The 25,250-nt window shown below is 69.7% G+C and carries 25 protein-coding genes and 1 other RNA gene; 14 read left to right on the forward strand and 12 right to left on the reverse strand.

Features of this window, described 5'->3' with window-relative positions:
* The first annotated feature begins 57 nt into the window (after positions 1 to 57).
* Positions 58 to 3,132: an FAD-binding and (Fe-S)-binding domain-containing protein gene (locus tag Hbl1158_RS08505; protein WP_234296436.1), complete on the forward strand. Its 3,075-nt coding sequence runs from the start codon at positions 58 to 60 to the stop codon at positions 3,130 to 3,132.
* 77 nt (positions 3,133 to 3,209) lie between these two features.
* Here Hbl1158_RS08505 and asd read toward each other — a convergent pair whose 3' ends face one another.
* Positions 3,210 to 4,250: an aspartate-semialdehyde dehydrogenase gene (gene asd / locus Hbl1158_RS08510; protein ID WP_234296445.1), complete on the reverse strand. Its 1,041-nt coding sequence runs from the start codon at positions 4,248 to 4,250 to the stop codon at positions 3,210 to 3,212.
* 255 nt (positions 4,251 to 4,505) lie between these two features.
* Positions 4,506 to 5,735: a cystathionine gamma-synthase gene (locus Hbl1158_RS08515; protein ID WP_234296454.1), complete on the reverse strand. Its 1,230-nt coding sequence runs from the start codon at positions 5,733 to 5,735 to the stop codon at positions 4,506 to 4,508.
* A 161-nt stretch (positions 5,736 to 5,896) separates the two neighbouring features.
* Between Hbl1158_RS08515 and Hbl1158_RS08520 the strand changes: the two genes are divergently transcribed.
* On the forward strand, positions 5,897 to 7,162 hold the full coding sequence (locus Hbl1158_RS08520) for a hypothetical protein (RefSeq protein ID WP_234296456.1): 1,266 nt from the start codon (positions 5,897 to 5,899) through the stop codon (positions 7,160 to 7,162).
* A 344-nt stretch (positions 7,163 to 7,506) separates the two neighbouring features.
* Here the strand turns inward: Hbl1158_RS08520 and Hbl1158_RS08525 are convergent, their stop codons facing one another.
* On the reverse strand, positions 7,507 to 7,980 hold the full coding sequence (locus Hbl1158_RS08525; RefSeq protein ID WP_234296458.1) for an N-acetyltransferase: 474 nt from the start codon (positions 7,978 to 7,980) through the stop codon (positions 7,507 to 7,509).
* A 156-nt stretch (positions 7,981 to 8,136) separates the two neighbouring features.
* Here Hbl1158_RS08525 and Hbl1158_RS08530 point away from each other — a divergent pair, with 156 nt between their 5' ends.
* The 4 genes from Hbl1158_RS08530 (at position 8,137) to Hbl1158_RS08545 (ending at position 12,751) form a co-directional block, all read left to right on the forward strand.
* Positions 8,137 to 9,408, forward strand: coding sequence for a DUF502 domain-containing protein (locus Hbl1158_RS08530; RefSeq protein ID WP_234296467.1), 1,272 nt, complete (start codon positions 8,137 to 8,139; stop codon positions 9,406 to 9,408).
* 35 nt (positions 9,409 to 9,443) lie between these two features.
* Positions 9,444 to 9,923: an archease gene (locus tag Hbl1158_RS08535; protein ID WP_255764044.1), complete on the forward strand. Its 480-nt coding sequence runs from the start codon at positions 9,444 to 9,446 to the stop codon at positions 9,921 to 9,923.
* A 96-nt stretch (positions 9,924 to 10,019) separates the two neighbouring features.
* Positions 10,020 to 11,198, forward strand: a complete 1,179-nt coding sequence (locus tag Hbl1158_RS08540; protein WP_234296469.1) for a DoxX family protein — start codon at positions 10,020 to 10,022, stop codon at positions 11,196 to 11,198.
* Between the two features lie 35 nt (positions 11,199 to 11,233).
* Positions 11,234 to 12,751 carry an RtcB family protein gene (locus Hbl1158_RS08545; RefSeq protein ID WP_234296470.1) on the forward strand — a complete coding sequence of 506 codons (1,518 nt, stop codon included), beginning with the start codon at positions 11,234 to 11,236 and terminating at the stop codon, positions 12,749 to 12,751.
* Between the two features lie 154 nt (positions 12,752 to 12,905).
* Here the strand turns inward: Hbl1158_RS08545 and Hbl1158_RS08550 are convergent, their stop codons facing one another.
* The gene (locus Hbl1158_RS08550; RefSeq protein ID WP_234296479.1) at positions 12,906 to 13,349 is read right to left on the reverse strand and encodes a hypothetical protein; all 444 of its coding nucleotides are present in this window, start codon (positions 13,347 to 13,349) and stop codon (positions 12,906 to 12,908) included.
* A gap of 152 nt (positions 13,350 to 13,501) precedes the next feature.
* On the opposite strand from Hbl1158_RS08550, the gene Hbl1158_RS08555 reads away from it, so the two are divergent.
* Together Hbl1158_RS08555 and Hbl1158_RS08560 are read left to right on the forward strand one after the other, a co-directional pair.
* On the forward strand, positions 13,502 to 13,909 hold the full coding sequence (locus Hbl1158_RS08555) for a nuclear transport factor 2 family protein (protein WP_234296481.1): 408 nt from the start codon (positions 13,502 to 13,504) through the stop codon (positions 13,907 to 13,909).
* Entirely contained in the window at positions 13,909 to 14,130 is a 222-nt protein-coding gene (locus tag Hbl1158_RS08560; protein WP_234296483.1) for a hypothetical protein, read from the forward strand. Before Hbl1158_RS08555 ends, Hbl1158_RS08560 begins: the two co-directional genes overlap by 1 nt.
* A gap of 25 nt (positions 14,131 to 14,155) precedes the next feature.
* Here Hbl1158_RS08560 and Hbl1158_RS08565 read toward each other — a convergent pair whose 3' ends face one another.
* Entirely contained in the window at positions 14,156 to 15,259 is a 1,104-nt protein-coding gene (locus tag Hbl1158_RS08565) for a zinc-dependent metalloprotease (RefSeq protein ID WP_234296493.1), read from the reverse strand.
* 132 nt (positions 15,260 to 15,391) lie between these two features.
* Here Hbl1158_RS08565 and Hbl1158_RS08570 point away from each other — a divergent pair, with 132 nt between their 5' ends.
* Complete coding sequence (locus Hbl1158_RS08570) at positions 15,392 to 16,786, forward strand: NAD(P)/FAD-dependent oxidoreductase (RefSeq protein ID WP_234296510.1); 1,395 nt, start codon at positions 15,392 to 15,394, stop codon at positions 16,784 to 16,786.
* Positions 16,787 to 16,843: 57 nt separating this feature from the next.
* On the opposite strand, the gene Hbl1158_RS08575 is transcribed toward Hbl1158_RS08570, so the two are convergent.
* From Hbl1158_RS08575 to Hbl1158_RS08585, 3 genes are all read right to left on the reverse strand, one after another.
* Positions 16,844 to 17,116 (reverse strand): hypothetical protein, encoded by a 273-nt coding sequence (locus Hbl1158_RS08575; protein ID WP_234296512.1) that lies wholly within the window; start codon positions 17,114 to 17,116, stop codon positions 16,844 to 16,846.
* 108 nt (positions 17,117 to 17,224) lie between these two features.
* Positions 17,225 to 17,541: signal recognition particle sRNA (gene ffs / locus Hbl1158_RS08580), an RNA gene on the reverse strand.
* A gap of 156 nt (positions 17,542 to 17,697) precedes the next feature.
* The gene (locus tag Hbl1158_RS08585; protein WP_234296514.1) at positions 17,698 to 18,111 is read right to left on the reverse strand and encodes a hypothetical protein; all 414 of its coding nucleotides are present in this window, start codon (positions 18,109 to 18,111) and stop codon (positions 17,698 to 17,700) included.
* 100 nt (positions 18,112 to 18,211) lie between these two features.
* On the opposite strand from Hbl1158_RS08585, the gene Hbl1158_RS08590 reads away from it, so the two are divergent.
* From Hbl1158_RS08590 to Hbl1158_RS08600, 3 genes are all read left to right on the forward strand, one after another.
* A complete protein-coding gene (locus tag Hbl1158_RS08590) occupies positions 18,212 to 19,369 on the forward strand; it encodes a thiolase family protein (protein WP_234296516.1) in 1,158 nt (385 codons plus the stop codon).
* A gap of 107 nt (positions 19,370 to 19,476) precedes the next feature.
* Complete coding sequence (locus tag Hbl1158_RS08595; RefSeq protein ID WP_234299500.1) at positions 19,477 to 19,803, forward strand: OB-fold domain-containing protein; 327 nt, start codon at positions 19,477 to 19,479, stop codon at positions 19,801 to 19,803.
* 6 nt (positions 19,804 to 19,809) lie between these two features.
* On the forward strand, positions 19,810 to 20,199 hold the full coding sequence (locus Hbl1158_RS08600) for a hypothetical protein (protein WP_234296518.1): 390 nt from the start codon (positions 19,810 to 19,812) through the stop codon (positions 20,197 to 20,199).
* Here Hbl1158_RS08600 and Hbl1158_RS08605 read toward each other — a convergent pair whose 3' ends face one another.
* Both Hbl1158_RS08605 and Hbl1158_RS08610 read right to left on the reverse strand, forming a co-directional pair.
* A complete protein-coding gene (locus Hbl1158_RS08605; protein ID WP_234296520.1) occupies positions 20,200 to 21,219 on the reverse strand; it encodes a hypothetical protein in 1,020 nt (339 codons plus the stop codon).
* Positions 21,220 to 21,319: 100 nt separating this feature from the next.
* Positions 21,320 to 22,420 (reverse strand): NADH:flavin oxidoreductase/NADH oxidase, encoded by a 1,101-nt coding sequence (locus tag Hbl1158_RS08610; protein ID WP_234296522.1) that lies wholly within the window; start codon positions 22,418 to 22,420, stop codon positions 21,320 to 21,322.
* Between the two features lie 144 nt (positions 22,421 to 22,564).
* On the opposite strand from Hbl1158_RS08610, the gene Hbl1158_RS08615 reads away from it, so the two are divergent.
* Positions 22,565 to 23,404, forward strand: coding sequence for a hypothetical protein (locus Hbl1158_RS08615; protein ID WP_234296523.1), 840 nt, complete (start codon positions 22,565 to 22,567; stop codon positions 23,402 to 23,404).
* 99 nt (positions 23,405 to 23,503) lie between these two features.
* Positions 23,504 to 23,677, forward strand: a complete 174-nt coding sequence (locus Hbl1158_RS08620; protein WP_234296525.1) for a hypothetical protein — start codon at positions 23,504 to 23,506, stop codon at positions 23,675 to 23,677.
* A gap of 86 nt (positions 23,678 to 23,763) precedes the next feature.
* Here Hbl1158_RS08620 and dpsA read toward each other — a convergent pair whose 3' ends face one another.
* Together dpsA and Hbl1158_RS08630 are read right to left on the reverse strand one after the other, a co-directional pair.
* A complete protein-coding gene (dpsA, locus tag Hbl1158_RS08625; RefSeq protein ID WP_234296527.1) occupies positions 23,764 to 24,312 on the reverse strand; it encodes a DNA starvation/stationary phase protection protein DpsA in 549 nt (182 codons plus the stop codon).
* Positions 24,313 to 24,429: 117 nt separating this feature from the next.
* Entirely contained in the window at positions 24,430 to 25,197 is a 768-nt protein-coding gene (locus Hbl1158_RS08630; protein ID WP_234296529.1) for a carbon-nitrogen hydrolase family protein, read from the reverse strand.
* Positions 25,198 to 25,250: the final 53 nt, after the last annotated feature.

Raw genomic sequence — 25,250 nt, forward strand, 5'->3', positions numbered from 1 at the left:
CGTCGGGTGGCAACATTTGACAAAGGGCTTTTACACGATTGTTCCTTCGGATTCCCCATGGCAACGCAGGAACCGGGGGCCGACGGACGCTGGGACACGTCCGCCGCGTCGCTGGGACACGATCGACCAGACGTGCGGGAGTACGCCGACCTCGCGAGCGACCTGCGCGAGCGCGTCGCCGGCGAGGTGCAGTTCGACGAGTACGCGCAGGTGCTGTACGCGACCGACGGATCGATCTACCAGGCCGAGCCCGCGGGCGTCGTCTGCCCGCGCGACGCCGACGACGTGGTCGCGACCCACGAGGTCGCCGCCGAACACGGGGTGCCTGTGCTTCCCCGCGGGACGGGATCGTCGCTCGCGGGACAGACGGTCGGACCGGGCTGCGTCGTCATCGACACCACCCGGCACATGGACGACATCGTCGACGTCGACCCGGCGGGGCAGGAGGCGACCGTCCAGCCCGGCGTCGTGCAGGACCACCTCGACGCCCGCCTCGCCGAGGACGGCCTGAAGTTCGCGCCCGACCCGGCCTCCTCCGGGCGCGCGACCGTCGTCGGCGGCATCGGCAACAACTCCACGGGCGCACACTCGGTTCGCTACGGTATCACCGACGCGTACACCGAGGAACTCGAGGTGGTGCTCGCTGACGGCACCCGCATCCACACCCGGGAGGTCGTGCTCGACTCCCCGGAGTACGAGGAGATCGTCGCCAGCGACGACCTGGAGGCGAGCCTGTACCGAACGGTCCGCCGCCTCGTCGAGGAGAACCGCGAGGAGATCGACGAGAAGTACCCGAACCTGAAGCGCTCGGTGTCGGGATACAACCTCCACAAGGTCATCTACGAGACCGACGACGGCGAGGAGGTAATCAACCTCTCGAAGCTGTTCGTCGGCGCGGAGGGGACCCTCGGCACGATCGTCGAAGCGACCGTCTCGCTGGTGACGAAGCCCGAGGAGACCGCCCTCGCGCTGTACTGCTTCGACGACCTCGTCGACGCGATGCGGGCGGTGCCGGTCGCGCTGGAGTACCCTGTCAGCGCCGTGGAACTGATGGACGACGAGGTGTTCCGGCTCGCCCGCGAGTCCACCGAGTACGCCCAGTACGAGGAGCCGATCCCCGACGACGCCGCCGCGGCGCTGATGCTGGAGTGGGACTCCGAGGTCGTCTCCCACTCGCCCGACGGCGAGTCGTCGGGCGAGGGGCCGGACTTCGAGGCGGCGATGGCCGACACTCACGAGGAGTTCCTCGAGACGGGCGCGGCCTTCGACGTGCTCGAGGCGTACACCGAGGAGGCGCAGGACGACCTCTGGAAGCTCCGGAAGGCGGCGATCCCACTCCTCATGAGTCTCCAGGGCGACCCGAAGCCGTACCCGTTCATCGAGGACGCCACGGTCCCCCCCGAGGAGTTGGCCGAGTACGTCCAGGAGTTCGAGGACGTGCTCGAGGACCACGACACGTCGGCCGCCTACTTCGCGCACGCCGGCTCCGGAACGCTGCACATCCGTCCGATCCTGAACCTCAAGGACGGCGAGGGCATCGAGAAGATGCACTCGATCACCGACGACGTGACCGACCTCGTGCTCGACCACTACGGGGCGTTCTCCGGCGAGCACGGGGACGGCCTCGCGCGCACCGAGTTCAACCCCAAGATGTACGGGGAGGACTTGTGGGGCGCGTTCCAGGAGTTGAAGTCGACGTTCGACCCCGACTGGCGGATGAACCCGGGAAAGGTCGTCTACGTCGACGGCGACACGGCGACGGACCGCGGCTATCCCGACTCCGCCGCGGACACCGACATGCGGGAGAACCTCCGCTACGGCGCGGAGTACCGGTCGATCGAGCCGCAGACGGCGATCGACTTCTCCGAAGAAGGAGGCTTCTCGCATCTCGTCGAGTTGTGCAACGGCTGCGGCACCTGTCGAGAGACCGAGGGCGACGTGATGTGTCCCACCTACCGCGCCTCCGGCGAGGAGATTCAGGCGACGCGGGGACGGGCCAACATGCTCCGCGCGGCGATCTCGGGGGAGCTGTCGGAGGACGAGATCCACTCCGATCGCTTCCAGGAGGAGGTGCTCGGCCTCTGTGTCGGCTGTAAGGGCTGTATGTCCGACTGCCCGACCGGCGTCGACCTGGCGAAGCTGAAGGCGGAGGTGAAACACGAACACCACGAGGAAGAGGGCGCGAGCCTTCGCGAGCGGCTGTTCGCCGACATCGACGCGGCCAGCCGGATCGGCAGCGCGTTCGCGCCCGTCGCCAACGCGGCGACGAAGCTGCCGGGCGCGCGGACGGTGATGGAGAAGACGCTGGGGATCGCAAGCGAGCGCGAGCTACCGACGTTCACGCGCGACACCTTCCGAGACCGCTGGGAGCGTCGCGACGGGGCGGACGTGAGCGCGGCGGAGGCCGACGCGAAGGTCGTCCTCTTTCCCGACACGTACACCAACTACACCACGCCCGAGGCGGGGATCGCGGCCGTAGAGGTGCTGGAGGCGGCGAACGTCCACGTCGCGGTGCCCGACGACCTGGCGGCCTCGGGGCGGGCCGCCTTCTCCACCGGCTTCCTCGAGAAGGCGCGCGACCGCGCCGCCGAGAACGTCCGGCGGCTGGAGCCGTACGTCGACGACGGCTACGAGGTCCTGTTCGTCGAGCCCTCCGACGCCGTGATGTTCCAGGACGAGTACCTCGACCTCCTCGACGGCGACGGGGTCGAGTCGGTGTCCGCCGCGAGCTACGGCGTCTTGGAGTACGTCGACACCGCCCGACTGGACGAAGCCATCGAGTTCGAGTGGGAGCCTGAGGCGGGCGAGTCGCTCGCGTACCACGGCCACTGCAACCAGAAGTCGGTGAACACCGACCACCACGCGGTCGGCGTGCTTCGCCGGGCGGGCTACGACGTCGACCCGCTCGACACCTCCTGTTGCGGGATGGCCGGGAGCTTCGGCTACGAGGCAGAACACTACGAGCTGTCGAAGGCGATCGGGTCGATGCTGTTCGAGGCGGTCGACGAGAGCCCGGCGACGGCCGTCACAGCGCCGGGGGCGTCGTGTCGCTCGCAACTCGGCGACCGCGACGACGCGAGCGAGCAGCCGCCGCACCCGGTGGAGAAAGTGGCCGACGCGCTGCGACGGTAGCGTCTCGATCGGGTCTGGGTCGGTCGGAATCAGTCGGAATCAGTCGGAATCGGACCTGATGGCCGTTTCCGCTCGGGTCAGATCCAGCCTTCGCTCGCCAGCAGTTCGCCGTTGAGCAGCGACGCGCCGGCGGCACCGCGGATCGTGTTGTGCGCGAGGCAGTTGTACTTCACGCCCGCGGGCGTCGACTGGACGCCGCCGGCGACGACCCGCATCCCGTCCCCGCGCATGCGGTCCATTCGGGGCTGCGGGCGTTCCGGCTGATCCTCCCCGAAGACGTGGATCAGCGGCTCGGGCGAGGAGGGGAGGTCCGCGCTCGGGAACGACTCCATGGCCGCGCGCACCTCCTCGGGGGTCGGGTCGTCGGCGAGTTCCGCGAAGACGTTCTCGAGGTGGCCGTCGATCGTCGGGATCCGGTTACACGACGCCGTGACCTCCGCGGCGTGCAGCGACAGTTCGGCACCGTCGAACTCGCCCAGCAGCTTCCGGCTCTCGGTCTCCATCTTCTCCTCCTCGCCGCCGATGTGCGGGACCGCGTTGTCGATGATCTCCATCGAGGTGACGCCGGAGTACCCCGCGCCCGAGACGGCCTGCAGCGTCGACACCTGCGCGCGTTCGAGGCCGAACTCGTCGAGCGCCGCCAGCGTCGGGACCATCGTGATGGTCGAGCAGTTCGGGTTCTTCACGAGCGCGCCGTCCCAGCCGCGCTCGTCGCGCTGCACCTCGATCAGATCGAGGTGTCCGGGGTTGATCTCGGGGATCGTGAGCGGCACGTCCGCCGCCATCCGGTCGTTCGAGGAGTTCGAGGAGACGACGTACCCCGCCTCGCACAGTTCGGGTTCGATCTCCGCCGCGGGGCCCGACGGGAGCGAGGAGAACAGGAGGTCGATGTCGTCCGGGATCTCCGCAGGATCGGTCGCGCGGACGGTGCTGTCGCGTACCGACTCCGGGATCGCGGTGTCGAGTCGCCACTTCGCCGCCTCGCCGTAGGACCTGCCGGCGGACGCGTCGCTCGCGGTCAGACACGCGATCTCGAACTGCGGGTGGCCGTCGAGCAGTTGGATGAACCGCTGGCCGACAGCGCCCGTCGCGCCGAGGATACCGACTCGGTGAGTCATTGTGTGCCCGTGTGACACACGCGGATAAGACGCTTCGGATCCGGGTGGGTGCGGCGAGCATTGCCGCGGTCGCGGTCCGTCGATCTCGGGGCGGTCTCGCCGAGAACACGTCGGGTCGTCGCCGGCGTCGCCGAGGGATCGTCGAGGGGCGACGGGGAGGGAGGCCGACAACGGGAGAGCCGGCGAGAGAACGGGAGTTCGCGGCCAAAAGGCGGCGAAGGAGCGGGTCGACCGGGAGATCGAGGGTGAGGCCGGTTACTCCTCGGCCGCCGCGAACGCCGAATCGAGATCGGCCTTCAGGTCGTCGACGTGCTCGACGCCGATGGAGACGCGGATCAGTCCGTCGGTGAGCCCGGCGGCCTCGCGCTCCTCCGGCGGAATGGCCGCGTGGGTCATCGCGGCCGGCTGTTCGATGAGGCTCTCGACGCCGCCGAGGCTCTCGGCGAGCGTGAACACCTCGGTCTCCTCGACGACCGTGCTGGCCTGCTCCAGCGTGCCGTCGAACTCGAACGAGAGCATGCCACCGAAGTCGTCCATCTGTTCGCTCGCGAGGTCGTGTTGCGGGTGGGACTCGAGCCCGGGGTAGTAGACCCGCGAGACGGCGTCGTGGTCGTCGAGCCAGCGGGCGAGGTCGCGGGCGTTCTCGCAGTGGCGGTCCATCCGGACGGGCAGCGTCTTCGTGCCCCGGAGGACGAGGAAGCAGTCGAACGGCGAGGGCGTCGCCCCCACGGAGTTCTGATAGAAGCCGATGCGTTCGTCGAGGTCGGCGTCGTCGGTGACGAGCGCGCCGCCGACAACGTCGGAGTGGCCGCCGAGGTACTTCGTCAGCGAGTGGCTCACGATGTCGGCCCCGTGTTCAAGCGGGCGCTGGAGGTACGGCGTCGCGAACGTGTTGTCGACGGCACAGAGCGCGTCGTGCTCGTGGGCGATGTCCGCGAGCGCGCCGATGTCGTTGACGCGCATCAGCGGGTTCGTCGGGGTCTCGACCCACAGCAGTTCGGTCTCCTCGCGCATCGCCTCGCGGACGGCGTCGTGGTCCGTGGTGTCCACGAAGTCGAACTCGAGGTCGTACTCCTCGTACACCTGCGTGAAGATGCGGTGCGTGCCGCCGTACACGTCGTCGCCGGTGACGACGTGGTCGCCGGCCGACAGGAGGTTGCACACCGTGTTGATCGAGCCCATCCCGGAGGAGAACGCGCGGCCGAACTCGCCGCCCTCCAGCGCCGCGAGGTTGGCCTCCAGGTCCGTCCGCGTGGGATTTCCGGTTCGACTGTACTCGTAGCCGCGGTGGTCGCCGGGGGCGTCCTGTTGGTACGTGGAGTTGGCGTGGATGGGCGTCATCAGCGCGCCCGTCTCCGGATCGGGATCCTGTCCGGCGTGGATCGCGTCCGTCTCGATTCGGAACCGGCGGGCGGAGTCACCGTCGCGGTCGTCGGAGGTGTCGCGGTCGTCGGAGGTGCCGCTGTCGCGGTCGCCGTTGCTCATGTCGACGAGGACGACCCCCGGCCGCCTGGGTCTTGCTATTCGTCGCGCAGCCGATCGGACGGCGAACGCGTCGGCGACACGGTACCAGGGGGCGACGGGAGCGTCAGACGGTCGTCCGACCGATGCGAATGTTTATTCGACAGACCGGGGGATGATCGCACATGGATCGGCGGAGACTTCTACAGACGCTCGGGGCGACTGGACTCGCGGGACTCGCCGGCTGCGGCGGCAGCGGCGGTGTCCTCGGGTCGCCGACGCCGACTGCGACGCCCCGGCCGGAGCCGGCAGACCTCTCCGAGCCGGAACTGTCGGCTCCCGAGGAGGTCGCGTTCGACGAGACGTTCACCGTCGAGGTCGCAGTCAGCAACGCGGGCGACCTGAGCGACGAGTACGAGGCGACCATCCGGAGCGTCGGCGACACGCTCGACGTGGAGACCGAGGTGTCAATGAGCGTCCCCGGCGGAGAGACCGCGACCGCGGAGACGGACCCGATCTCGCCGCCGGCGGCCGGCGAGTACCGGTTCGAACTCGTCGAGTCGGCAGACGAGGACGACGGCTCCGACGGCGGCGGGTTCGGCGACACCGAAACGGCGACAGCCACGTCGACGCCGAGCGACGAGCCGTCGGTGTCGGTCGTCGCGGACGTCGCCGTGGCGGTTCGCGCGGCGGCGCTCTCGGCGGGCGAGACGATCGAGTTGCCGGACGGAGTCGCGATAACGGTGGAGTCGGTCGACCTGTTCACGAGCGCGTTCATCGCCGACGGCGACGATCTCCCGGACGGCGTGTTCACAGCACCCACGGGCCGAGTCCTCGCGGCCTACCGGGTCGCGATCGAGAACCGCGGAACCGAGTCGGTCAGGTGGAACAGGTCGATGCTGCGTGCCCTCGACGGCGACGTGTACGACGACCCGCCGGATCTCCGCGGCTACGACGGGGCGTTCGCCCGGTCCGTGTCGCTGTCCCCCAGCGAGGGATTCGAGGGCTACGTACTCGCGCAGTTCCCGACCGACGTGGCCGAGGCGGAGGCCCCGATGGCGGTGTCGATCCCCGACACGTCGGACGCCCAGGAGTACGTCTGGTCGTTCGAGGCCGACGGCACCCGGTCGTTCCCGCAGTTCGAACTCGAGGGGATCGACGCCCCCGAATCGACCCCGACCGAGCAGCCGTACGACATCGTCTTCTCGGTGACCAACACCGGATCGGCCGCCGGGACGTTCCGCGGGCTGGTCGAGTACGAGTCCCAGAGCATCTTCTCGGCCGAGGAGTGGCCGGCGCTGACATCGCTGGAGGGATCGCCGGCGATCGAAACGGAGATCGAGGCGGGTGCGACCGCCGATATCACCGTGACCAACGTCTCTGAGAGCACCGGAGAGTACACCTACCGGATCCAGCCGTTCGGCGAGGAGTGGACGACGACGCTGGAGTGAGGCGGTTCAGTCGCTCCGTGGCGTGACGTGATGCGGTCGCCGCGTCGAGTCGGGCGACGCGGTTGCTGCGGAGCGATATGTCGCCCGGAACACTAACGAGCCGGCGTCATCCCGTGGCGGCGTGCCGCGTCGGCCGGTAAACCCTCGTGCCGGGCGGTCGCGATCGCGGCTCGCGACGGGCCGTGTGTCGCGCGCCCGGGTTCTCCGCGCCGTCATCGCACCCTGAGCGGGTGTACTGGGGCGGGGACTGAAGGCGCGCAGACGGAGCTAGCTTGCGGAGGCACAAACCGTTGCCGGAGCGTCGGCGGCCCTCAAACGGAGCCGAACCGCGAGCGGCGGGGACGCTATCGCAGGAACTTCGAGAGCCGGTCGGTGAGGGAGGCGTCGTCGCCCAGTTTCAGGTAGTAGGCGTCGCCGCCGTCCTCGTAGTAGCCGTCGATGCGACGGACCACGTCGAAGCCGATGTGCTCGTAGAACGCCAGCGCCTCCTCGTTCGTCGTCCGCGCGTGACACGACACCGACCGACTGTCCTCGGCGACCTCGGCGACCAGGCGCTCGCCGTGACCGCGGCCGCGAGCGTCGGGCGCGACCGCGAGAAACAGGACGTAGCCGTCCCGACGGGTGGCGGCGAACGCGACCAGTTCGTCGTCCTCGACGAGGAGGTGACAGGTGGCGCGACGGTAGGCGTCCGTGAAGAAGCCGCGACGCTGCTTCAGTACGCCGTCGGCCTCCCGGATCTCTTCTTTCAGCGCCCAGGCGGCCTCGACGTGTGTGGCGTCGCCGGGGGGGTCTACGCGCTTCTCGACGTTGACACTCACTACACAACTCGTACTTCTGACGGGCATTTAATTCCACCGTCGCCAGCGACTGTTGTCGGGTACACCCCCCGACAGAATCGGCCTTGACGGGGGTGAGCGCACCGGTGTGCGCCGCGTGGCAGAACGATTTTACCCCCCTCGCGCGTGGGCGGACACATGTCGGATTGGTCGCCACGCGAGGTCGGTGGGTCGATCGCGGACGTGTTCCGGAGCGCGTTCGTGACCGGCGTCGCGGTGATCGTCCCGCTTCTCATCTCGCTCATCGTCCTCGCCGTCGCCGGGCAGTACGTGTACGACTACCTCGACCTGTTCTCGAACTACGTGCTCGGCATCGGCCCGGAAGCGAGCTACATCCTCGCCACGCCGGCGGGACCGATTCGGTTCGGCAAGGAGCGACTGATCGAGATCCTGACGCCGATCGTCCTCCTGTACTCGATCGTCGTCCTCGGACTGTTCATCAACGCCACCCGCTTCGGCGGCGCGGCCGTCGAGTACTTCGACGCCGCGATGGCGCACATCCCCGGGTTCGGATCCGTCTACGAGTCGTTCCGACAGATGTCCGACGTGATGCTGGAGGAGGACACCCAGAACTTCCGCGACGTGAAACTCGTCGAGTTTCCGCACGAGGGCGCGTACACGCTCGGCTTCGTCACCACGGAGACGCCCGACGCGCTTCGAGCGCCCGCCGGCCACGACCGAATGCTGACGCTGTTTCTTCCGCTCGCGCCGAATCCGGTGATGGGCGGCCACCTCGTCCACATGCCCGCCGAGAAGGTGATGGACGTGGACATGACCGTCGAGGAGGGGATACGCGCGGTCGTCACGAGCGGCGTCGCCGTCTCCGGTGGCTCGACCGGCGGCGAGAGCGGCCTCTCCGAGGAGCACCTGCGGAGCCTCGCGGGCATCGAGCACGCCGATCAGAAGCTGAACCCGGAGGAAGGCTCCCCGGACGTCCGGCGCTCTGACGGAGTCGACGCCGACCGCGACCACGAGTGGGACCAACAGGTCGCCCCCGAGCGCTCGAAGACGGCGACCGACATCGCGCGGCGGATGCGCGCCCAGCGCGAGGAGGTCGACGACGAAACCGCGATCCCCGACGACGAGCAGCCCTACTCGCTGTACGGGCGCGAGGAAGCGACGTCGACGCCCGCACGCGAGTCGGGGCGGTACGACGCCGAGACCGAGTCCACCGACGAGCGGCCGGCTCGCGAGGCCGATCGGCCGAAGGCGTTCCGCGATGCCGAATCGATCCGTCCCGAGGCGGCCGGCGACCGGGATCGAGAACACCGCGACAGCGACGGTGTCGTTCCCGAGGAGGCGGGAGGTCGTGCCGAAGGAGAACGCGAGTCGACCGACACCCTGCCGGCGGAGGTCACCGATCGATCCGAGATCATCGACGAGGACGAGGAAGAGGAGGAGGACGAGTGAGTTAACAGCGGCCGCGACGACTGTGTAACGAGGACGTGACCGACGACACCCCAGATCCGCCTCGCGCCGAGAGCGACGACCGCTCCGGCGTCGATCGACGCCGCGGCTCGTACGAGCTTCGAGACCACACGGCCGACATCGCCGTCGCGGCGACAGCCGAAACGCTAGGCGGCGCGTTCGCCGCCGTCGCCGACGGTCTGACCGCGGCGATGTGTGACCGAGTTCCCGACGGCGGTGATCGGTTCCCGATCACCGTTCGCTCGGAGTCGCCGGAGGCGGCGCTGTTCGACTACCTCGACGAGTGCATCTACGAGCGCGACGTGCGTCTCGTGCTCCCGGTTGACCACCGGGCGACCGTCCGCGAGTCGGGAGACGAGTGGGTCGTCGAGGGCTCCGCCCGCGGGGTTCCGCTCGCGTCCGTGAGCGCCCGCGACGTGAAGGCGGTGACGTACTCGGAGATGGAACTCGCGGGGACGGACGGCGGCTGGCGGGCGTACGTCGTCTTCGACGTGTGAGTCGCGATCGGTCTGCCGGTGTGACCCCCGGCGGACCGCTCCCCTGCGAGCCGAACCGTCGTAGGGCTTACCACGGTCCCATTATAATCGGGTGTCATGCGTTCACATACGCGGTCGACGGCGACGCGGCTCGCGGTCAGTATTCTCGGCGTCGCGCTCGCGGGAAGCGGTCTCGCGTCCGCACACGTCCAGTATGTGACGGACTCCGGGGAGCGTGGCGACCCGATCGCGTTCCTCGTCGGGGCGCTGTCGGCCCCGATGGTGGTGATCCCGCTCGTGCTCGGGGGCGTCGTCGTGCTCGGATCGATGGGCGGCTACCTCTGGCGAAAGCCGTTACGGGCGGACATCAGGGCGATCCGACGGGAGCTGTCGAACTACGTCGACCTGCTGCCGTGGCTGCTCCGGCTCGGGATCGGGCTCCCGATGGTCGGGGCCGGCTTCGCGGGCTATCTGTTCACCCCGCTCGTGACGACCGCCGACACCGCGGTCCCGGTGCGACTGTTCGGCGTCGCGATCGGTTTCATGCTACTGTTCGGACTGGCGACGCGATTCGTCGCCGCCGCCGGACTGGCGGCGTACGTCGCGTTGCTGCCGCTCCACCCGTCGATGTTCTTCGCGTTCGAGTACTCGGCCGGCCTGCTGGCGATCGTGTTGGTCGGCGGCGGCCGACCGAGCGCCGACCACGTCATCGCCAAGATGGCCGCCAACGAGGAGACCGTGTACTCCCGGTTCGATCCGTTCTATCGCCGGATCGCGGTGCCGTTCGGGGATCGAGTGGACCCGTATCGGAAGTTCGTTCCGACGGTGATTCGACTGGGAATGGGCGTGGTGTTCGCCTACCTCGCGTTCGCGGAGAAGCTGCTCGTCCCCGAGCGGGCGCTCGCGGTCGTCGAACAGTACGGCCTCTCGACGCTGTTACCGGTGCCGCCGGAGCTGTGGGTGCTCGGCGCGTCGCTCACCGAGTTGTTCCTGGGCGTCCTGCTCGTCGTCGGGTTCTTCACGCGGGCGTCCTCGGCGGCAGCGTTCGTCGTGTTCACGACGACCCTGTTCGGTCTCCCCGACGATCCGGTGCTGGCGCACGTCTCGCTGTTCGGGCTCGTCTCGGCGCTGCTGGTCACCGGCGCGGGACCGCTGGCTATCGACACCGCCGTGTTCCGCGCGCCCAACGAGATGGGCGTTCCGGGAGCGGGTGATCGATCCGACGCCGACGCGAGGACGACGCCGACGGCGACGGAGGCGACCGCCGGACGGTCGACGGGCGGCACCGACCGGTAGTAACGCTATTCCGTCCGCCCGCGGGAGAGACGAGCATGACCGAGACGCCGGAGACTCGCGAGATGGACGGGATCGAACTCCGGAAAGTCCGCGAGTTCGTCTGGGAGATCCCGAAGGAGGGTGAGATGAACACTCCCGCCCGGGTGCTCGCCAGCGACGAGCTGTTGGAACAGATCGCCGACGACAACACCCTCCAGCAGCTCCGCAACTCGACGCATCTCCCCGGGATAACGAAACACGCCATCTGCATGCCCGACGGCCACCAGGGGTACGGCTTCCCCGTCGGCGGCGTCGGCGCGATGGACGCGACCGATGGCTGTATCTCTCCCGGAGCGATCGGCTACGATATCAACTGCGGCGTCCGGATGATCCGGACGGATCTCACCTACGACGACGTACGGGGCAGCGAGGAGGAACTCGTCGACAGCCTCTTCGCGAACGTCCCCTCCGGACTGGGCGGCGGCGGGATCGTCGACGGCGACGCCGACACCGTGGAGGCCGTGCTCGAACGCGGGATGGAGTGGGCACTCGAGGAGGGGTACGCTAGAGAGGACGACCTCGCCCGCTGCGAGGACGAGGGACGGCGACCGGACGCGCGTCCCGAGTTCGTCTCCCAGAAGGCGAAAGATCGCGGAAGGAACCAGCTGGGCAGCCTCGGATCTGGGAACCATTTCCTGGAGGTTCAACGCGTGACCGACGTGTTCGACGAGGGCGTCGCCGCCGCGTTCGGGCTCGCCGAGGATCAGATCGTCGTGTTGATCCACTGCGGGTCGCGCGGCCTCGGCCACCAGGTGTGCTCCGATTACCTCCGCCGGATCGAGAAGGGCCACGGCGACCTGCTGGAACCGCTTCCCGACAAGGAACTGGCGGCCGCTCCGGCGGGGTCGGAACTGGCCGACGAGTACTACGGCGCGATGTGTGCGGCGATCAACTTCGCGTGGGTGAACCGACAGCTCATCACGCACCGGACGCGGCGCGTGTTCGAGCGCGTGTTCCGCGCGGACGCCGAGGAACTCGGAATGGAACTCCTCTACGACGTGGCACACAACATCGCCAAGCGCGAGGTCCACGAGGTCGGCGTCGACGCCGACGGCACCGCCGTCGCCGAGGAACGGGCGGTCGACCACGAGGAGCGCGAGCTGTTCGTCCACCGCAAGGGCGCGACGCGCGCGTTCCCCGCCGGACGCGAGGAGGTACCGGCCGCCTACCGCGACGTCGGCCAGCCGGTGATCATTCCCGGGAGCATGGGCGCGGGAAGCTACGTCCTCGTCGGCGGCGACGAATCGCTCGCAGAGACCTTCGGCTCGACGGCTCACGGCGCAGGCAGGACGATGAGCCGCACCGCCGCGAAACAGGAGTACTGGGGCGAGACCGTCCAGGACGAGCTTCGCGATCAGGACCACATCTACGTGAAGGCACAGTCGGGTGCGACGGTCGCCGAGGAGGCTCCCGGCGTCTACAAGGACGTCGACGAGGTGGTCCGCGTGAGCGACGCGCTCGGCATCGGCGACAAGGTGGCGCGCACGTTCCCCGTCTGCAACATCAAGGGCTGATCGGTGTCGGAGGTGGGGCCTTCAGGGCTGACAGGCGACGCCCGGCACGGCACACGGCGCGCGGCGTCGCACACCCGCGATCGCGCCGTGGCAACGGTCAAGCCACGCCGGGTGTGCTGCCGTCATCGTATTTGAACACTCACCCCTAATGGGGTCAGTAGAAGTCGCTCGAGGGCCCCGACGGCCCGTCCGGACCGGACGGACCCTTCGGACCGCGTCCCTCCGCGAGTTCGACCGTCTCGCCGTCGGCATCGAGGCGACGTGGGTCGACCTCCTCGCCGTCCTCGTAGCGGACGAACGAGAGGTAGAAGCTCTCCCCGCAGCCGTCGTCGTCCGACTCGGCGTCCGCGTCCGCGCCGGCGACGACCGACTCGTCGCTGTCGCCGGCTGCGTCCGCCGGGAGTTCGGGCGTCGGGTGGTCCCCGCACACGAACCGGACGCCGTCGGCGGCTCCGTCCTCGAACCGCTCGTCGGGGGAGACGTACTCCCACCCCTCGAAGGGATAGGGGGTGACCGCCTTGTCCGAGAGGTACCCCTCCCGCTTCAGTTCCACGAGTCGACCGCAGGCGGGGCAGTAGTACGTGACGGGATAGCTCATACGCGAGACAGGGGCCGGCGGCACTTTCGACTGTCGGGGGACCGCGCGGGCGACGCGCATCGAGGGCCGACTATCGAGGTTCGACTGTCGAGCGGCAAGAGGGGCGACGCGGAGCGCGGATTTGAAGCCCCCCGACGCCGAGGGGATACGCAATGACACCCGAGGAGACCGTCGAGGCGTACTACGATGCCCTCCGCGCGGGGGAGGCGCTCGCGCCCTTCTTCGTCGAGTCGCCGGCGACGGTGAAGGTCGGACTCGAGGAGCGACTCGTCGGCTACGCCGAGGTCGCCCGAGGCCTGCGCGAGCAGACCCGAACGACGGAGGACTGGACCGTCGAGAGCCGCGATCTCCACGTCGTCGAGCGCGAGGGCGGAGCGGCCGTCGGCGACGAGGTGGCGCTGTCGTGGTACGACACCGAAGCGTTCGCCGAACGCGCCGCTCGAACTCGCTGGAGCGGAACCCTGGTTCCGGCTGACGACGGCTGGGCGTTCGCCGGGATGCACGTCTCGCAGGCGACGGACCTCGACGAACTCGACGGGACCGACGGGCTCGACGGCTGATGGTCGGACCCAGCATCACCGAGGAAGAGCGCGACGCGACGAACAGGCGGCTCATGGTCGGGATGGTGCTCCTCGTCGGAGTTTCGGGCGGGCTCGTCTCGCTTCAGGTCGACCCGACGCCGGCGCAGGTGGCGGGGGCCGTCGGCGTCTCCCTGTTGGTGGGGGTCGCGCTCACATGGTTCGTCGTGCGGAGCCTCAGAGAGTTCTCGCCGAAGCGGTAGGCGAGAGACGGAGCCCGCGGGGAGGTCACGCCACCCGGCGGATCCACGCTGCGGGGTCGTCGAGTTCCGCGTCGGTGGGCAGGTTCTCGGGGCGCTCCCACACGAGCGAGGCCGTTTCGAGGTCGGTCTCGTCGGCGACGGCCGCGAAGAACGCCGCGCCGCGCTCGTACTGGCGGCGCTTCATGCCGAAGCCGAGCAGTCGCTTGAACAGGTTCGTGATCGGGTCGCCGCCGCGTCTGCGAGCGTCGAGCTTCGCTCGCAGGTCGTCGTACTCGTCGTCGAACGCCCGGTCCATCAGCAGTTCGGCGTACCCCTCGACGGCGGTCATCGCCGTGTTGAGTTCCGCAAACGCCGCTCGGGGGTCGTCCGTCGAGTCGGCGGAGGCGTCGGTTCCGTCACCATCTCCGAGTCCGAACCCGGTTCCGTCTCCGAGTCCGAACCCGGTTCCATCCCCGAGTCCGAACCCGGTTCCATCCCCGAGTCCGATCCCGTCGAACGGCGAGACATCTCCCTCCGAGAGCGCGCCGATTCCCTCCTCGACGCGCTCCTCGAGGTAGCCGGGGAGCCACGGGGCCGCCCCGAACTCCGCGGCGTGGGCGACCTCGTGGAAGGCAATCCAGCGTCGGAACCGCGGGTAGCCCACGTCGAGATCGACCGCCGCCTGGCGGATGTTCGGGCGGACGAAGTAGAGGCCGTGATCGTCGCCGTCGGCCTCGGCCAGAAGCAGCGGGTCGTACTGGCCGAGCACGTTGCGCGCGAGGAAGGCGACCGTGACCGCCATCGTCCCGGTGTTGAGCGACCGGGCGACGCCGGGGAACGCGCCGCCGGCGTGGTCTTCCAGCGGGCGGAGGACGCGCTCGAAGGTGGCGACGTTGGCGTCGATCCAGTGGTGGCGGTGTTGCACCTCGACCGAGTCGGGGAGGTCGAACTCGACGCCCGAGGCGTCGCGGAGGCCGTCGCGTGCGGCGCGCACGTCGTCGGCGAACGCCTCGCGCTCGGCCGGGCCCATCCGCAGGTCGCCCGGCTCACAGCCCCCCTTCGCCGCCTCCCCGACGGCGTCCCAGTCGATGACGCCGTCGGGGGCCGCTGCGGCGTCGGCGATCGCGCGGATGCTCCGCGAGAGATCCATGTCCGGACTCGGGGAGGCGACGGGATAGGCCTTCCCCCGGGGAACGTCCGGGAACGGATCGCACGACCGGGCGAGGCCGCCGCCCAGGTGCGTGTCGGGCGATTTAAGACCGACTGGCGGTCCCCTTGGAGCATGCAACGAGTCGACGTCGCGGTCGTCGGCGGGGGGCCCGCCGGGTCGGCCGCCGCCCACGCGGCCGCCGAGCGTGGGGCCGACGCGCTCGTCTTGGAGAAGGGCGTCCCGCGGGAGGACCGCGACCGCCTCGGGCCCGACTCGACGGACGCCGCGGGCATCCTCGACTACTGGGTCGACATCATGGGGATCCACCCCGACGAGTTCCCCGAGGGCGTCGTCCAGGACCACCTCGACCGCGCGGAGTTCCGCGGCCCGACCGAGTCGTGCACCCTCCGGTCGACGGGGATCGAATCGAGCTACGACGAGTTCGGGTACACGATGCACCGCGCCCGATTCGACGACTTCCTGCGCGACCGCGCGGAGGACGCCGGCGCGGAGTACCGCGTCGAGGCGTCCGTTCGGGGCGTCGAGACCGACCCCGACGCGGGCGTCGGCGGCGACGATCCCAGGCACGTCCTCTCGATCGCCTCGGACGAGGAGATCGGCGCGGACTTCCTCGTGCTCGCTGACGGCCCACAGCGCACGGTGACGAACCGCGTGCTCGACGAACTGCTCCCGGCGGACGCGACGGCCTCGGACCGACTCGCCTCGACGGAGAACAACCACATCGCCTACCAGGAGTACCGTCGGTTCCCCGAGGAGGTGTACGACGAGGTCGACGGCTCGATCGTCTTCTGGTGGGGCGTCATGCCGGGTCACACGGCCTATCCGTGGGTGTTCCCGAACGCCGGCCGCGTCTGTCGCGTCGGGCTGACGATGCCGATCGGGATGGATCTCGACTCCGTCGAGGACAGAGATAGCTACGATCTCATCCGCGAGGACGACGAGCGGATCCCCGCCGGCTCCGAGTACGTCCGCCGGATCCTCGAGCGCGAGTGGGGGGACGAGTACGACATCGAGGAGGACTTCCCCGTCGTCGAGGACGCGGGCAAGACGAAGGGAACCGAGACGTACCCGATCTCCTCGACGCGTCCCATCGAGAGCCCGGTCGACGCCGGCGTCTGCGTGACAGGCGGCGCGATGGGCGCGACCTCGGCGTTCCACGAGGGCGGCGACCACGTCGCCGTCCGCACGGGCGCGATAGCCGGCGAACTCGCCGCCGAGGGCGACGTGTCGAGCTACAACGACCGCTGGCACGACGCCATCGGCGACGAGGTGCTCCGAAACGTCGCCATGGCGGAACTGTGCCGCGACTACGGTCCGGACGACTGGGACGACGCCTTCCGGATCGGCCGGAAGATGCTCGCCAGCGAGCGCGGGTATCGGATGTTCGAACGGAAGTTCGGGGCGGGCTGGGGCGCGACGAAGCTCCTGCTTCGCTATCAGTGGATAAAGTGGCGGAATCGGGACCGCCGGTACGTCCAGTTGGCCGAGGACGAGTACACGTACTGAGGTCCGCGGAGGACAGTCTTCGGCGTCGATCGGTCGGTGCTACTCGGCGTCGGGTACTCACATCCCCATGTCCGCGGCGGCGTCGGGGACCGGGAGGTCGTGGGCGGCGACGCCGAGCAGCTCCGCGGCGTGGTCCAACGCCATGTCGAAGCCGTAGTATCGCTCCAGTTCGTCGCCGTCGGCTCCGCCGGTTCGTACCTTCAGCATCGCGTACCCCTCCAGGTTCTGCGCTACCGCCGCCCGCGTGCCGTCTCGCTCGAACGTCAGCACGCGCTCGGTGTCGGTCTCCTCGTAGCTCGCGGTGATCCCGTCGGCCTCGGCGCTGCTCATGGAGGGACAACGGGCGGGAGATACTCGGGGGTTGCGGTCGCGGTTCGCGGTCGCGGTCCACCGTCGCCGACGCCGAGGGCGTCGCTGACGAATTGAAAGCGGAATGAATGGCGGACGGGCCGGCGTTGCCCGGGAGTTCCGTCGGGGGGAATCCCGGTCGCTGACTCCGCCCCGCGACCCGACGAGCGACGAACGTTCGGCGGTGGGCTGCTCGCTTCCGCGCCTGGCCCGGTGCCGCCGTCGAACCGCGGGCGCGCACCCCTGCGGGTGCGTCCCGGCGGACCGCCGTCCCCGGCGGACGAGGCTTCTCCGTCAGCTTCCGAGGCCCGCGACGGGCGTCCCGGACGCTGGCGGCGTTCGGTCCCCGCTGAAGACTCTATCGCGGGTGACGAGCAGGGCCTAACTGCCCGACCTAGTCCATACCAGAGTAGTCCGCTGTGGCTTAAGGGCCTTGCGATACGAGGTCAGCGCGGTCGACGAGAACCGCGAGACGGAAGCGATGTATCGACCCCAGCCGGGCGTAACGGCGAGCGTCGACTCACTCCGTATCGCAGTAGATCATCCCGTGTCGCTGCCGGTGGCTACACCACAGCGCGTGCGTACGCGGCGGCGCTGGCGGGGACGGCCGCCGCGACGGCGACGACGACCCAGCGGTGCCAGACGATCCAACTGGCGGAGGCGGGGAACGAGAAGAGGTTCTGCTGGTCGACCGCCAGCGCCCACGCGACCGCGATCGCGAACAGGGCGACGCCGGCGACGAGGGCGACGCCGGCGACTGTGTCGGCCGGGCTTCGGTCCTGTTTCCCCGAGAGGAACACGACGATCAACAGCGCGGAGAGGAAGCCGACGCCCGCGACCCCCAGCGTTCCGGCGGCGTAGTAGACGCGCAGGCCGGTTCCGGGATCGGCGATCAGGAGCACGGGCGCGACCAACACGGCCAGCAGGGCGACGCAGGCGGCGATGCCGGCGGTCGGCGCGGCGTCGGCGAGGTCCATGTCCGGCGATCGGAGCGGGTCGCACTTAACGCCCGCCGATCCGACCGTCCGCCTCCGCCGGTAGGGGAACGCCGAAGTGCTCCGCCCCGGATGGGGGGGTATGGAAGAGATCGCAGTCATCGGCGCGTCCATGACCCAGTTCGGGCAGCGCGACGCGTGGGTACGAGAACTGCTCGCCGAGGCCGGTCAGGCCTGCCTCGACGACGCCGGCGTCCCGGCGGACGCCGTGGACCACCTGTACGTCTCGAACATGGCGAGCGGTGAGTTCGAGGGGCAGACCGGGGTCCCCAACGCGCTCGCGCACGACCTGCAGGCCGTGCCCGCCTACACCGCGCGGATCGATCAGACCTCGTCGTCGGGAGGGGCGGGCATCTACGCCGCCTGGCAGTCGATCGCGTCGGGGGCCTCCGAGATGACGCTGCTCGTCGGCGGCGAGAAGATGACCCACCGCACGACCGCGGAAGCAACGGACGTGATCGCCTCGCTCACCCACCCCTGCGAGTACAAACACGGGCTCACGCTCCCCAGTTTCGCGGGCCTCACCGCGCGGCTGTACCTCGACACCTACGACGCCCCGCGCGAGAGTCTCGGGAAGGTCGCCGTAAAGAACCACAAGAACGGCGTCGACAATCCGCACGCGCAGTTCCGCACGGAGGTCGACCTCGACACCGTGCTCGACTCGCCCATCGTCGCAGACCCGCTCCGGCTGTACGACTTCTGCCCGATCACGGACGGGTCGGCGGCGCTGCTGTTGTGTCCCGTCTCCGTCGCCGAGCAGTACACGGACGACTACGTCACCCTCACGGGGATCGGCGGCGCGACCGACACCCACGTCGTCCACGAGCGCGCCGACCCGACGACGATGGGCGGCGTCGTCGACTCTAGCGATCAGGCCTACGAGATGGCGGATCTGTCGCCCGACGACGTCGACGTGGCGGAGCTACACGACATGTTCACGATCCTGGAGTTCCTCCAGTTCGAAGACCTCGGGTTCGCCCAGAAGGGAGAGGGCTGGAAGGCCGTCGAGGAGGGCCGGACCGCCCGCGACGGCGACCTCCCGATCAACACCTCCGGCGGTCTGAAGTCGAAGGGACACCCCCTCGGAGCCTCCGGCGTCGCCCAGGCGTACGAGATCGTCCAGCAACTGCGCGGCGAGGCCGGAAAGCGTCAGGTCGACGCCGACGTCGGACTGGCGTGCAACGTCGGCGGCTTCGGGAACTGCGTTACCACCGCCATCTTCGAGGGGGTGGACGCGTGAGCGACGAGCGCGCGGACGGGCGGAGCGAGTCCGCGAACGGTGCGGGGGGCGGGGCGACCCGCGACGACGCCCCCGCCTTCGAGGCCGCTCGCTACCCGGACGGATCGATCACCTACCCGGCGCACCCGGTCGGCCCGGGCGGCGAGGAGCCGGTCGGGACCGTGGATCTGAGCGAGTACACAGCGGAGGTCGTCACGTGGACCACATCGCAGGCGACGCCGCCGGGCGTCAGGGAGCCCAACCACATCGCGATCGTCGAGTTCGACGTGGACGGCGAACCCGTCCGCGCCATCGGTCAGGCCACGACGGGCGATATCGACATCGGCGACGAGGTCGAGCCGGTGTACTGCGAGGAGTTGCGCGACCCGGAGGCTGGCATCCGGGAGCCCGCCAGTCAGGAGTGGGACGGCTTCCGGTTCCGACCCGTCGAGTAGCCGACCGTGATCGACCCGGACGCCCGACGCGCGACGGTCGCCGGCGCGGTCGCCGGAGCCGCGCTCGTCGCGACCGCGTGGGCGATGCTCGGCGTTCCGCCACTCGATCAGGTGCTTGCGGCGTATGCGCTGCCGGGGGCGGCCGCGGTCGGGGCCGCCGCGGGGTGGGCGCGAGCGACCCGTCGGCTGGTCACACCGGGTGCGCTCGCGGGCGTGACGTTCGCCGTCGCCGTCGCGTCGACGTGGCGGACCTACGTCGCCCCGGAGATCATGCCGACGCCGGTGGGCCCGACGCCGCTTGGCTGGCTCCTGCTCAGTTGGCCCGTGATCCTCCTGGTGGCGGTCGTCGCCGGCGGCGGAGAGCGACTCGTCCGCGCGCGAGTGCTCGCGGACTGATCAGGAGCCGTCGCCCGCGTCGCCGTCGGCAGCGTTCGGGTCTCCCTTCTCGTCGCCCTCGTCGCTCGCGTCGCCGTCGGCCGCGGGCTCCTCCCCGTCGCCGCCTTTGCCCATCTGTCGCTTGATCGACGCCAACTCGGCGTCCACGTCGACCTCGGGGGACTCGGGCTCGTCTCCCTCACCGTCGTCTTTCCCGTTCTCGTCGGCGACAGCGTCGCCGGCGGCGTCCTCCGTGTTCTCGGCGTCGCCCGCGGAACTCGACTCGCCAGGGTCGTCGACGGCGATCGTGACGGGGCCGCCGGCGTCAGTGTCGGTGGTCGCGCCCGCGTCCGCGGTTGCGCCCGTGGCCGCGTCGCCGACGCGGTCGGCGTCCGCGCGACGCTCGCGGTCGCGCTCCCGGGCCACCGTCTCGCGCGACTCGCGCACGCGACGCTCCAGCTCGGCGCTCAACTCCCGCGCGTCGGCGACGAGGTCTCGACTCGCCTCGTCCTCCGGGAGGTCGGCCTCCGAGAGCGTCTCGCGGAGCCGTCCGAGGGCGTCGGCCGCGTCGGTCGTCGCGCGGTCGGTCGCCGAGGAGACGCCGTCGGCGAGCGCGTCCGAGAGGATCGAGCCGCTGCGGCCGCCGAAGCCGGAGCGGTCGCGTCGCGCGCGGCGGTCGGGGCTGCGGCCGGGTGCCGTGAGGTCGATCACGCCCTGGAGGAGCTCCAGCGCCTCGATCGTCGCCTCCAGCACGGCGACGACCGTCGGGATCGTGTAGTCGGAGGTGAACCGGGCGAGGTCGCCGACTGCGGGCGGTCGAGGCGGGCGAGGCGAACGGGACGAACGGGACGGATCCGGTCGCCGTGACGAACCGGTTCGCTCTGAGTCGCGTCCGTCACGACCACGCGATCGGTCGTCGCGACGCTCGACGCGGTCGCGGTCGTCGAGCTCCGTCCGGAGCCGCGACAGCGTCGTCTCCAACTCGGAGACGAGCGTCGCGACGTCATCGGCGTCGGCGGGGTCGCGTGAGGGGGCGCTCATCGCCGAATCATTGGGCGCGTCCGGACAAAAACGCTCGCACGAGTCTCGCGAGCCGAGCGAACTGACCGAAAAGGCGGAAACGAAACGGGGAGCCGAAGCGCTACTGCGGCTTCGCGCGTCGGTACTGCACCGGCCACTCGATCTCCTGATCGAGTTCGTCGGCGGCGTGCAGCGGCCAGTACGGCGACCGGAGGAACTCCCTGGCCATGAGCACGGCGTCCGCGCGGTCGTTGGCGACGATCGCTTCCGCCTGCGTCGGATCCGTGATCCCCCCGACGGAGGCGACGGCGATGTCCGTGCCTGTCTCCACGACGTGCTCGCGGACGACCTCGGCGTACGGAAGCTGGTAGTTCGGCCCCGCGTACGGCACATCCTGTGCAGGCGAGATGCCCCCCGCGCTCACGTCGACCAGATCCGCGCCGGCCTCGGCCAGGATCGGCGCGAGTCGCGCCGACTGCTCTACGTCCCACGACTCCCGGTCGGCGATCCAGTCGGTCGCGGAGAGCCGGACGAACACCGGCTTGTCGTCGGGCCACGCCTCGCGCACAGCCTCGGTCACCTCGCGAACGAGTCGGGTCCGGTTCTCGAAGGAGCCGCCGTACTCGTCGTCGCGGTCGTTGGCGACGGGCGAGAGGAACTCGTGGAGCAGGTAGCCGTGGGCGGCGTGGACCTCTGCGACCTCGAAGCCGGCCGCGAGTGCGCGCTCGGCGGCCGCCCGGAAGTCGTCGATCACGTCCTCGATCCCGGACTGAGAGAGGCTCTTCGTGGGGTGTTCGTCGCCGTCGCGGGGGTAGGGCCCGGAGGGCGCGTGGACCTCCCAGCCCCCCTCATCGAGCGGGACGGGACCGTCCTGGTCGCCCCAGGGGCGGTGCGTCGACGCTTTCCGCCCGGCGTGTGCGAGTTGGATCGCCGGCACCGATCCCTGGTCGCGAACGAACGCGGCGGTGTCGGCCCACGCGTCGGCCTGCTCGTCCGACCAGATCCCCACGTCGTGGGGGGTGATCCGACCCTCCGGCGAGACGGCCGTCGCCTCGGCCATCACGAGTCCCGCCCCGCCGACGGCCCGCGAGCCGAGGTGGACCAGGTGCCAGTCGGTCGGCGCGCCCGAGGGCGCGGAGTACTGGCACATCGGCGAGACGAACACGCGGTTCGGGATCTCGGTGTCCCGCAGCGTGAGCGGCGAGAACAGGTGGTCGACCATGGCCGTCCCTCGTCCGCCTCGGTACAAACGGCTGGCGGCGAGGGAGGGGATTTCCCCTTCCGACGGTTCCCTCTCCCTCGACGGCCCGTCGGTCGGGCTTCCGGTTCCCGCGGCTTTTCAGTCGCGGTCGGTCTCTGGCGGGCCATGGGACTCTCCACGGACGAGATCATGCGGGTCAGCCTCGACCTCGTCGGCTGGGACGACGTGCCGGCGGACAGCACGGTGTACGTATCGGGCGACGACATCGAAACCGCGCTGGTCGGGATCGACCTGGAGTCGCCGGAGATCCGACTCGCTCACGACCTGGGCTACGATCTCGCGCTCGCGCACCACCCGACGGGAATGGGTGCCCGCCTGGACTTCCCCGAGGTGCTCGACACGCAAGTGGAGTTCATGACCGCCCACGGCGTCCCGGAGGACGCCGCCGAGGAGGCGGTCGCGGACCTCCGCTCGCGGATGGACCACGGCGGTCACTCCAGCAACTACCGTCACGACCCGAGCGTCGCCGAACTGCTCGACCAGCCGTACCTGAACACGCACCTCGCGCCCGACGAGTACGGCCGACGCGTCTTCCGCGAGGTCGCCGACGACCTGGCCGGGGACGCGACGGCCGGCGAGTTCGTCGACGCGCTCGCGACGATCCCGGAACTCGAGGCGGCCGAGACGGACGTTCGCCTGCGCGTCGGCGACCGCGACAACGACCTCGGCGACGTCGCCGTCCACCACGCAGCGGGAACGAACGGCGGCGCGTCGGTCGCCCGAGCGTACTTCGAGCACGGCGTCGACACGGTCCTCTACATCCACGTCGGCGCGGGCGACACCGCCGAGTTGCGCGAGGAGTTCGCCGACGCCGGGAAGAGCCTCGTCGTCACCGGGCACATCGCCAGCGACGCCGTCGGGATGAACGCCGTCGTCGACGCGCTCGAGGAACGCGGCGTCGAGTGCGACACGATCTCCGGATGCGGGATCGGTCGCGACGACTGAGCGACCGCGGCGAATCGCCGATAGCGGCGTCCGTTTAGGTCGCCCTACCGTTTAGGGCTACCAAAACCTATATGTCCACGCACCCTCGAGAGTCTGGTAATGACCCATGATGCGCTCGCGGAGCGGGGTGAGGAGGCGTCGCCCGAGCGTGACGCCGTCGCAGCGACCGACGTGACCGCCCTCGGGACGTGTCCCGACAGGACGGTGTTCAGCGAGAGCGGCAACGCCGATGGCTGGATCTCGACGGACCTGACGGTCGATCTCGAGCGGTAGGCGCGAGGCTGTCGTCGTCGCGTCGTCGCGTAAGAACGTGAAGTCGGGAGTCGGGCGGTCGAACGACCGCAGTTCGTGCCGGCGAGTTACTCCATCGAGCCCCCGGTGACGAGCGTGTCGTCCTCGAGGTAGTGCTCGATGTGGTGGGCGTCATCTTCGACCTGCACGATGTTCTGACGGAGTATCTCACCGGTCGTGGGATCGCCGAGACCGTCCGCGAGCTCGACGTGCTCGCGCAGCGTCTCGATGATCTCGCCGTACATCTCCATGTCGTTCGCCAGCGACGTGCGAATGTCGTACACGTCCTCGTCCTCGGGCTCGACGGGGGCCTCCTCCGTCAGCGTCGTCATCGAGGCGTGCGGGACGCCGCCGAGCGCCTGTACGCGCTCTGCGAGTTCGTCGGCGAACGCCTCCGCGTTCTCGGCGGCCTCGCCGAGGAAGATGTGGAGGTCGCGGAACTCCGCGCCCTCGACGTTCCAGTGGTGTTTGCGAAGCTGGTGGTACAGGACGTACGTCGCCGCGAGATCCGTGTTGAGTGCGTCGATGATCTGCTCGGCCTTCTCGGCGTCCATCCGGAGCGCCTCGCTGCCTTCGACTGTTCCCGCCGACTTGAGTACGCGCTTTTGAGTGCTCATCTGTACCTGGAGATACGGGAGCAACTCACTTAAATCCCGGGCATTGGATAACTTCTTTTTCGGATAGCCAAAATATGATTCGTGGTATGAGAACACACGGTGGTGACGCGACGAGACTCACACGTCGTCGAGAACCGGAATGAACTCCCGCTGTTCGGCGAGCACCGCGGGGTCGAGGTCGGCGATCAGGTCGCGCTCGTCTCGATTGAGCGCCGCGGCGACGTGGCCGTCGGGGCGGACCACGGCCGACCGTCCGGCGTACGCCGTGCGGGGCGCATCGGGCACGTCGCGTGCGCCGGTGCGACCCGCGCCGACGACCCAGCGGACCCCGTCGAGTGCACGGGCGCGAAGCAGCAGCCGCCAGTTCTCGGAGTGAGCCGCCGGCCAGGCACCGGCGACGAACAGCGCGTCGACCCCGGCGGCGGCGAACGCGGCGCTGTCCTCGACGAAGTTGAGGTCATAGCAGGTCACGAGCCCCGTGGACCCCGCCGGCGTCTCGATGGTGACCCGCTCCTCACCGGGTGTGAGCACGTCGGCCTCGTTCGCCCAGAGGTGGCGTTTTCGGTACACGGTGGTCTCCCCGTCGGGCCCGACGTACGCGAGAGCGTTGTACAGCGTGTCGTCGTCGCGCTCGACGTAGCCCGCGAGAACACCGAGGTCGACGGCGGCGGCGATCGACCGCAGTCGTTCCACGGCCGGGCCGTCGCGGTCGATCGCCACGTCGTGGATGCGATCGTCGGCGACGAACCCGGTGATCGCGTACTCCGGGAACAGCGCCGCGTCGACCTCGGCGGGGAGCGCGGCGACGCGGTCGGCGATCTCGTCGAGGTTCGCGGCGGGATCGAGATCCGCGATCGAGAGCTGAGGGACGGCGACGGTTGGCACGCCGGTTCGGTCGGGGGCGACTCCCAAAACGCCCGCGGTCGATCGAACGGCGG

The sequence above is a fragment of the Halobaculum sp. CBA1158 genome (assembly GCF_021431925.1).
In the GTDB taxonomy this organism is placed as follows: Archaea; Halobacteriota; Halobacteria; order Halobacteriales; family Haloferacaceae; genus Halobaculum.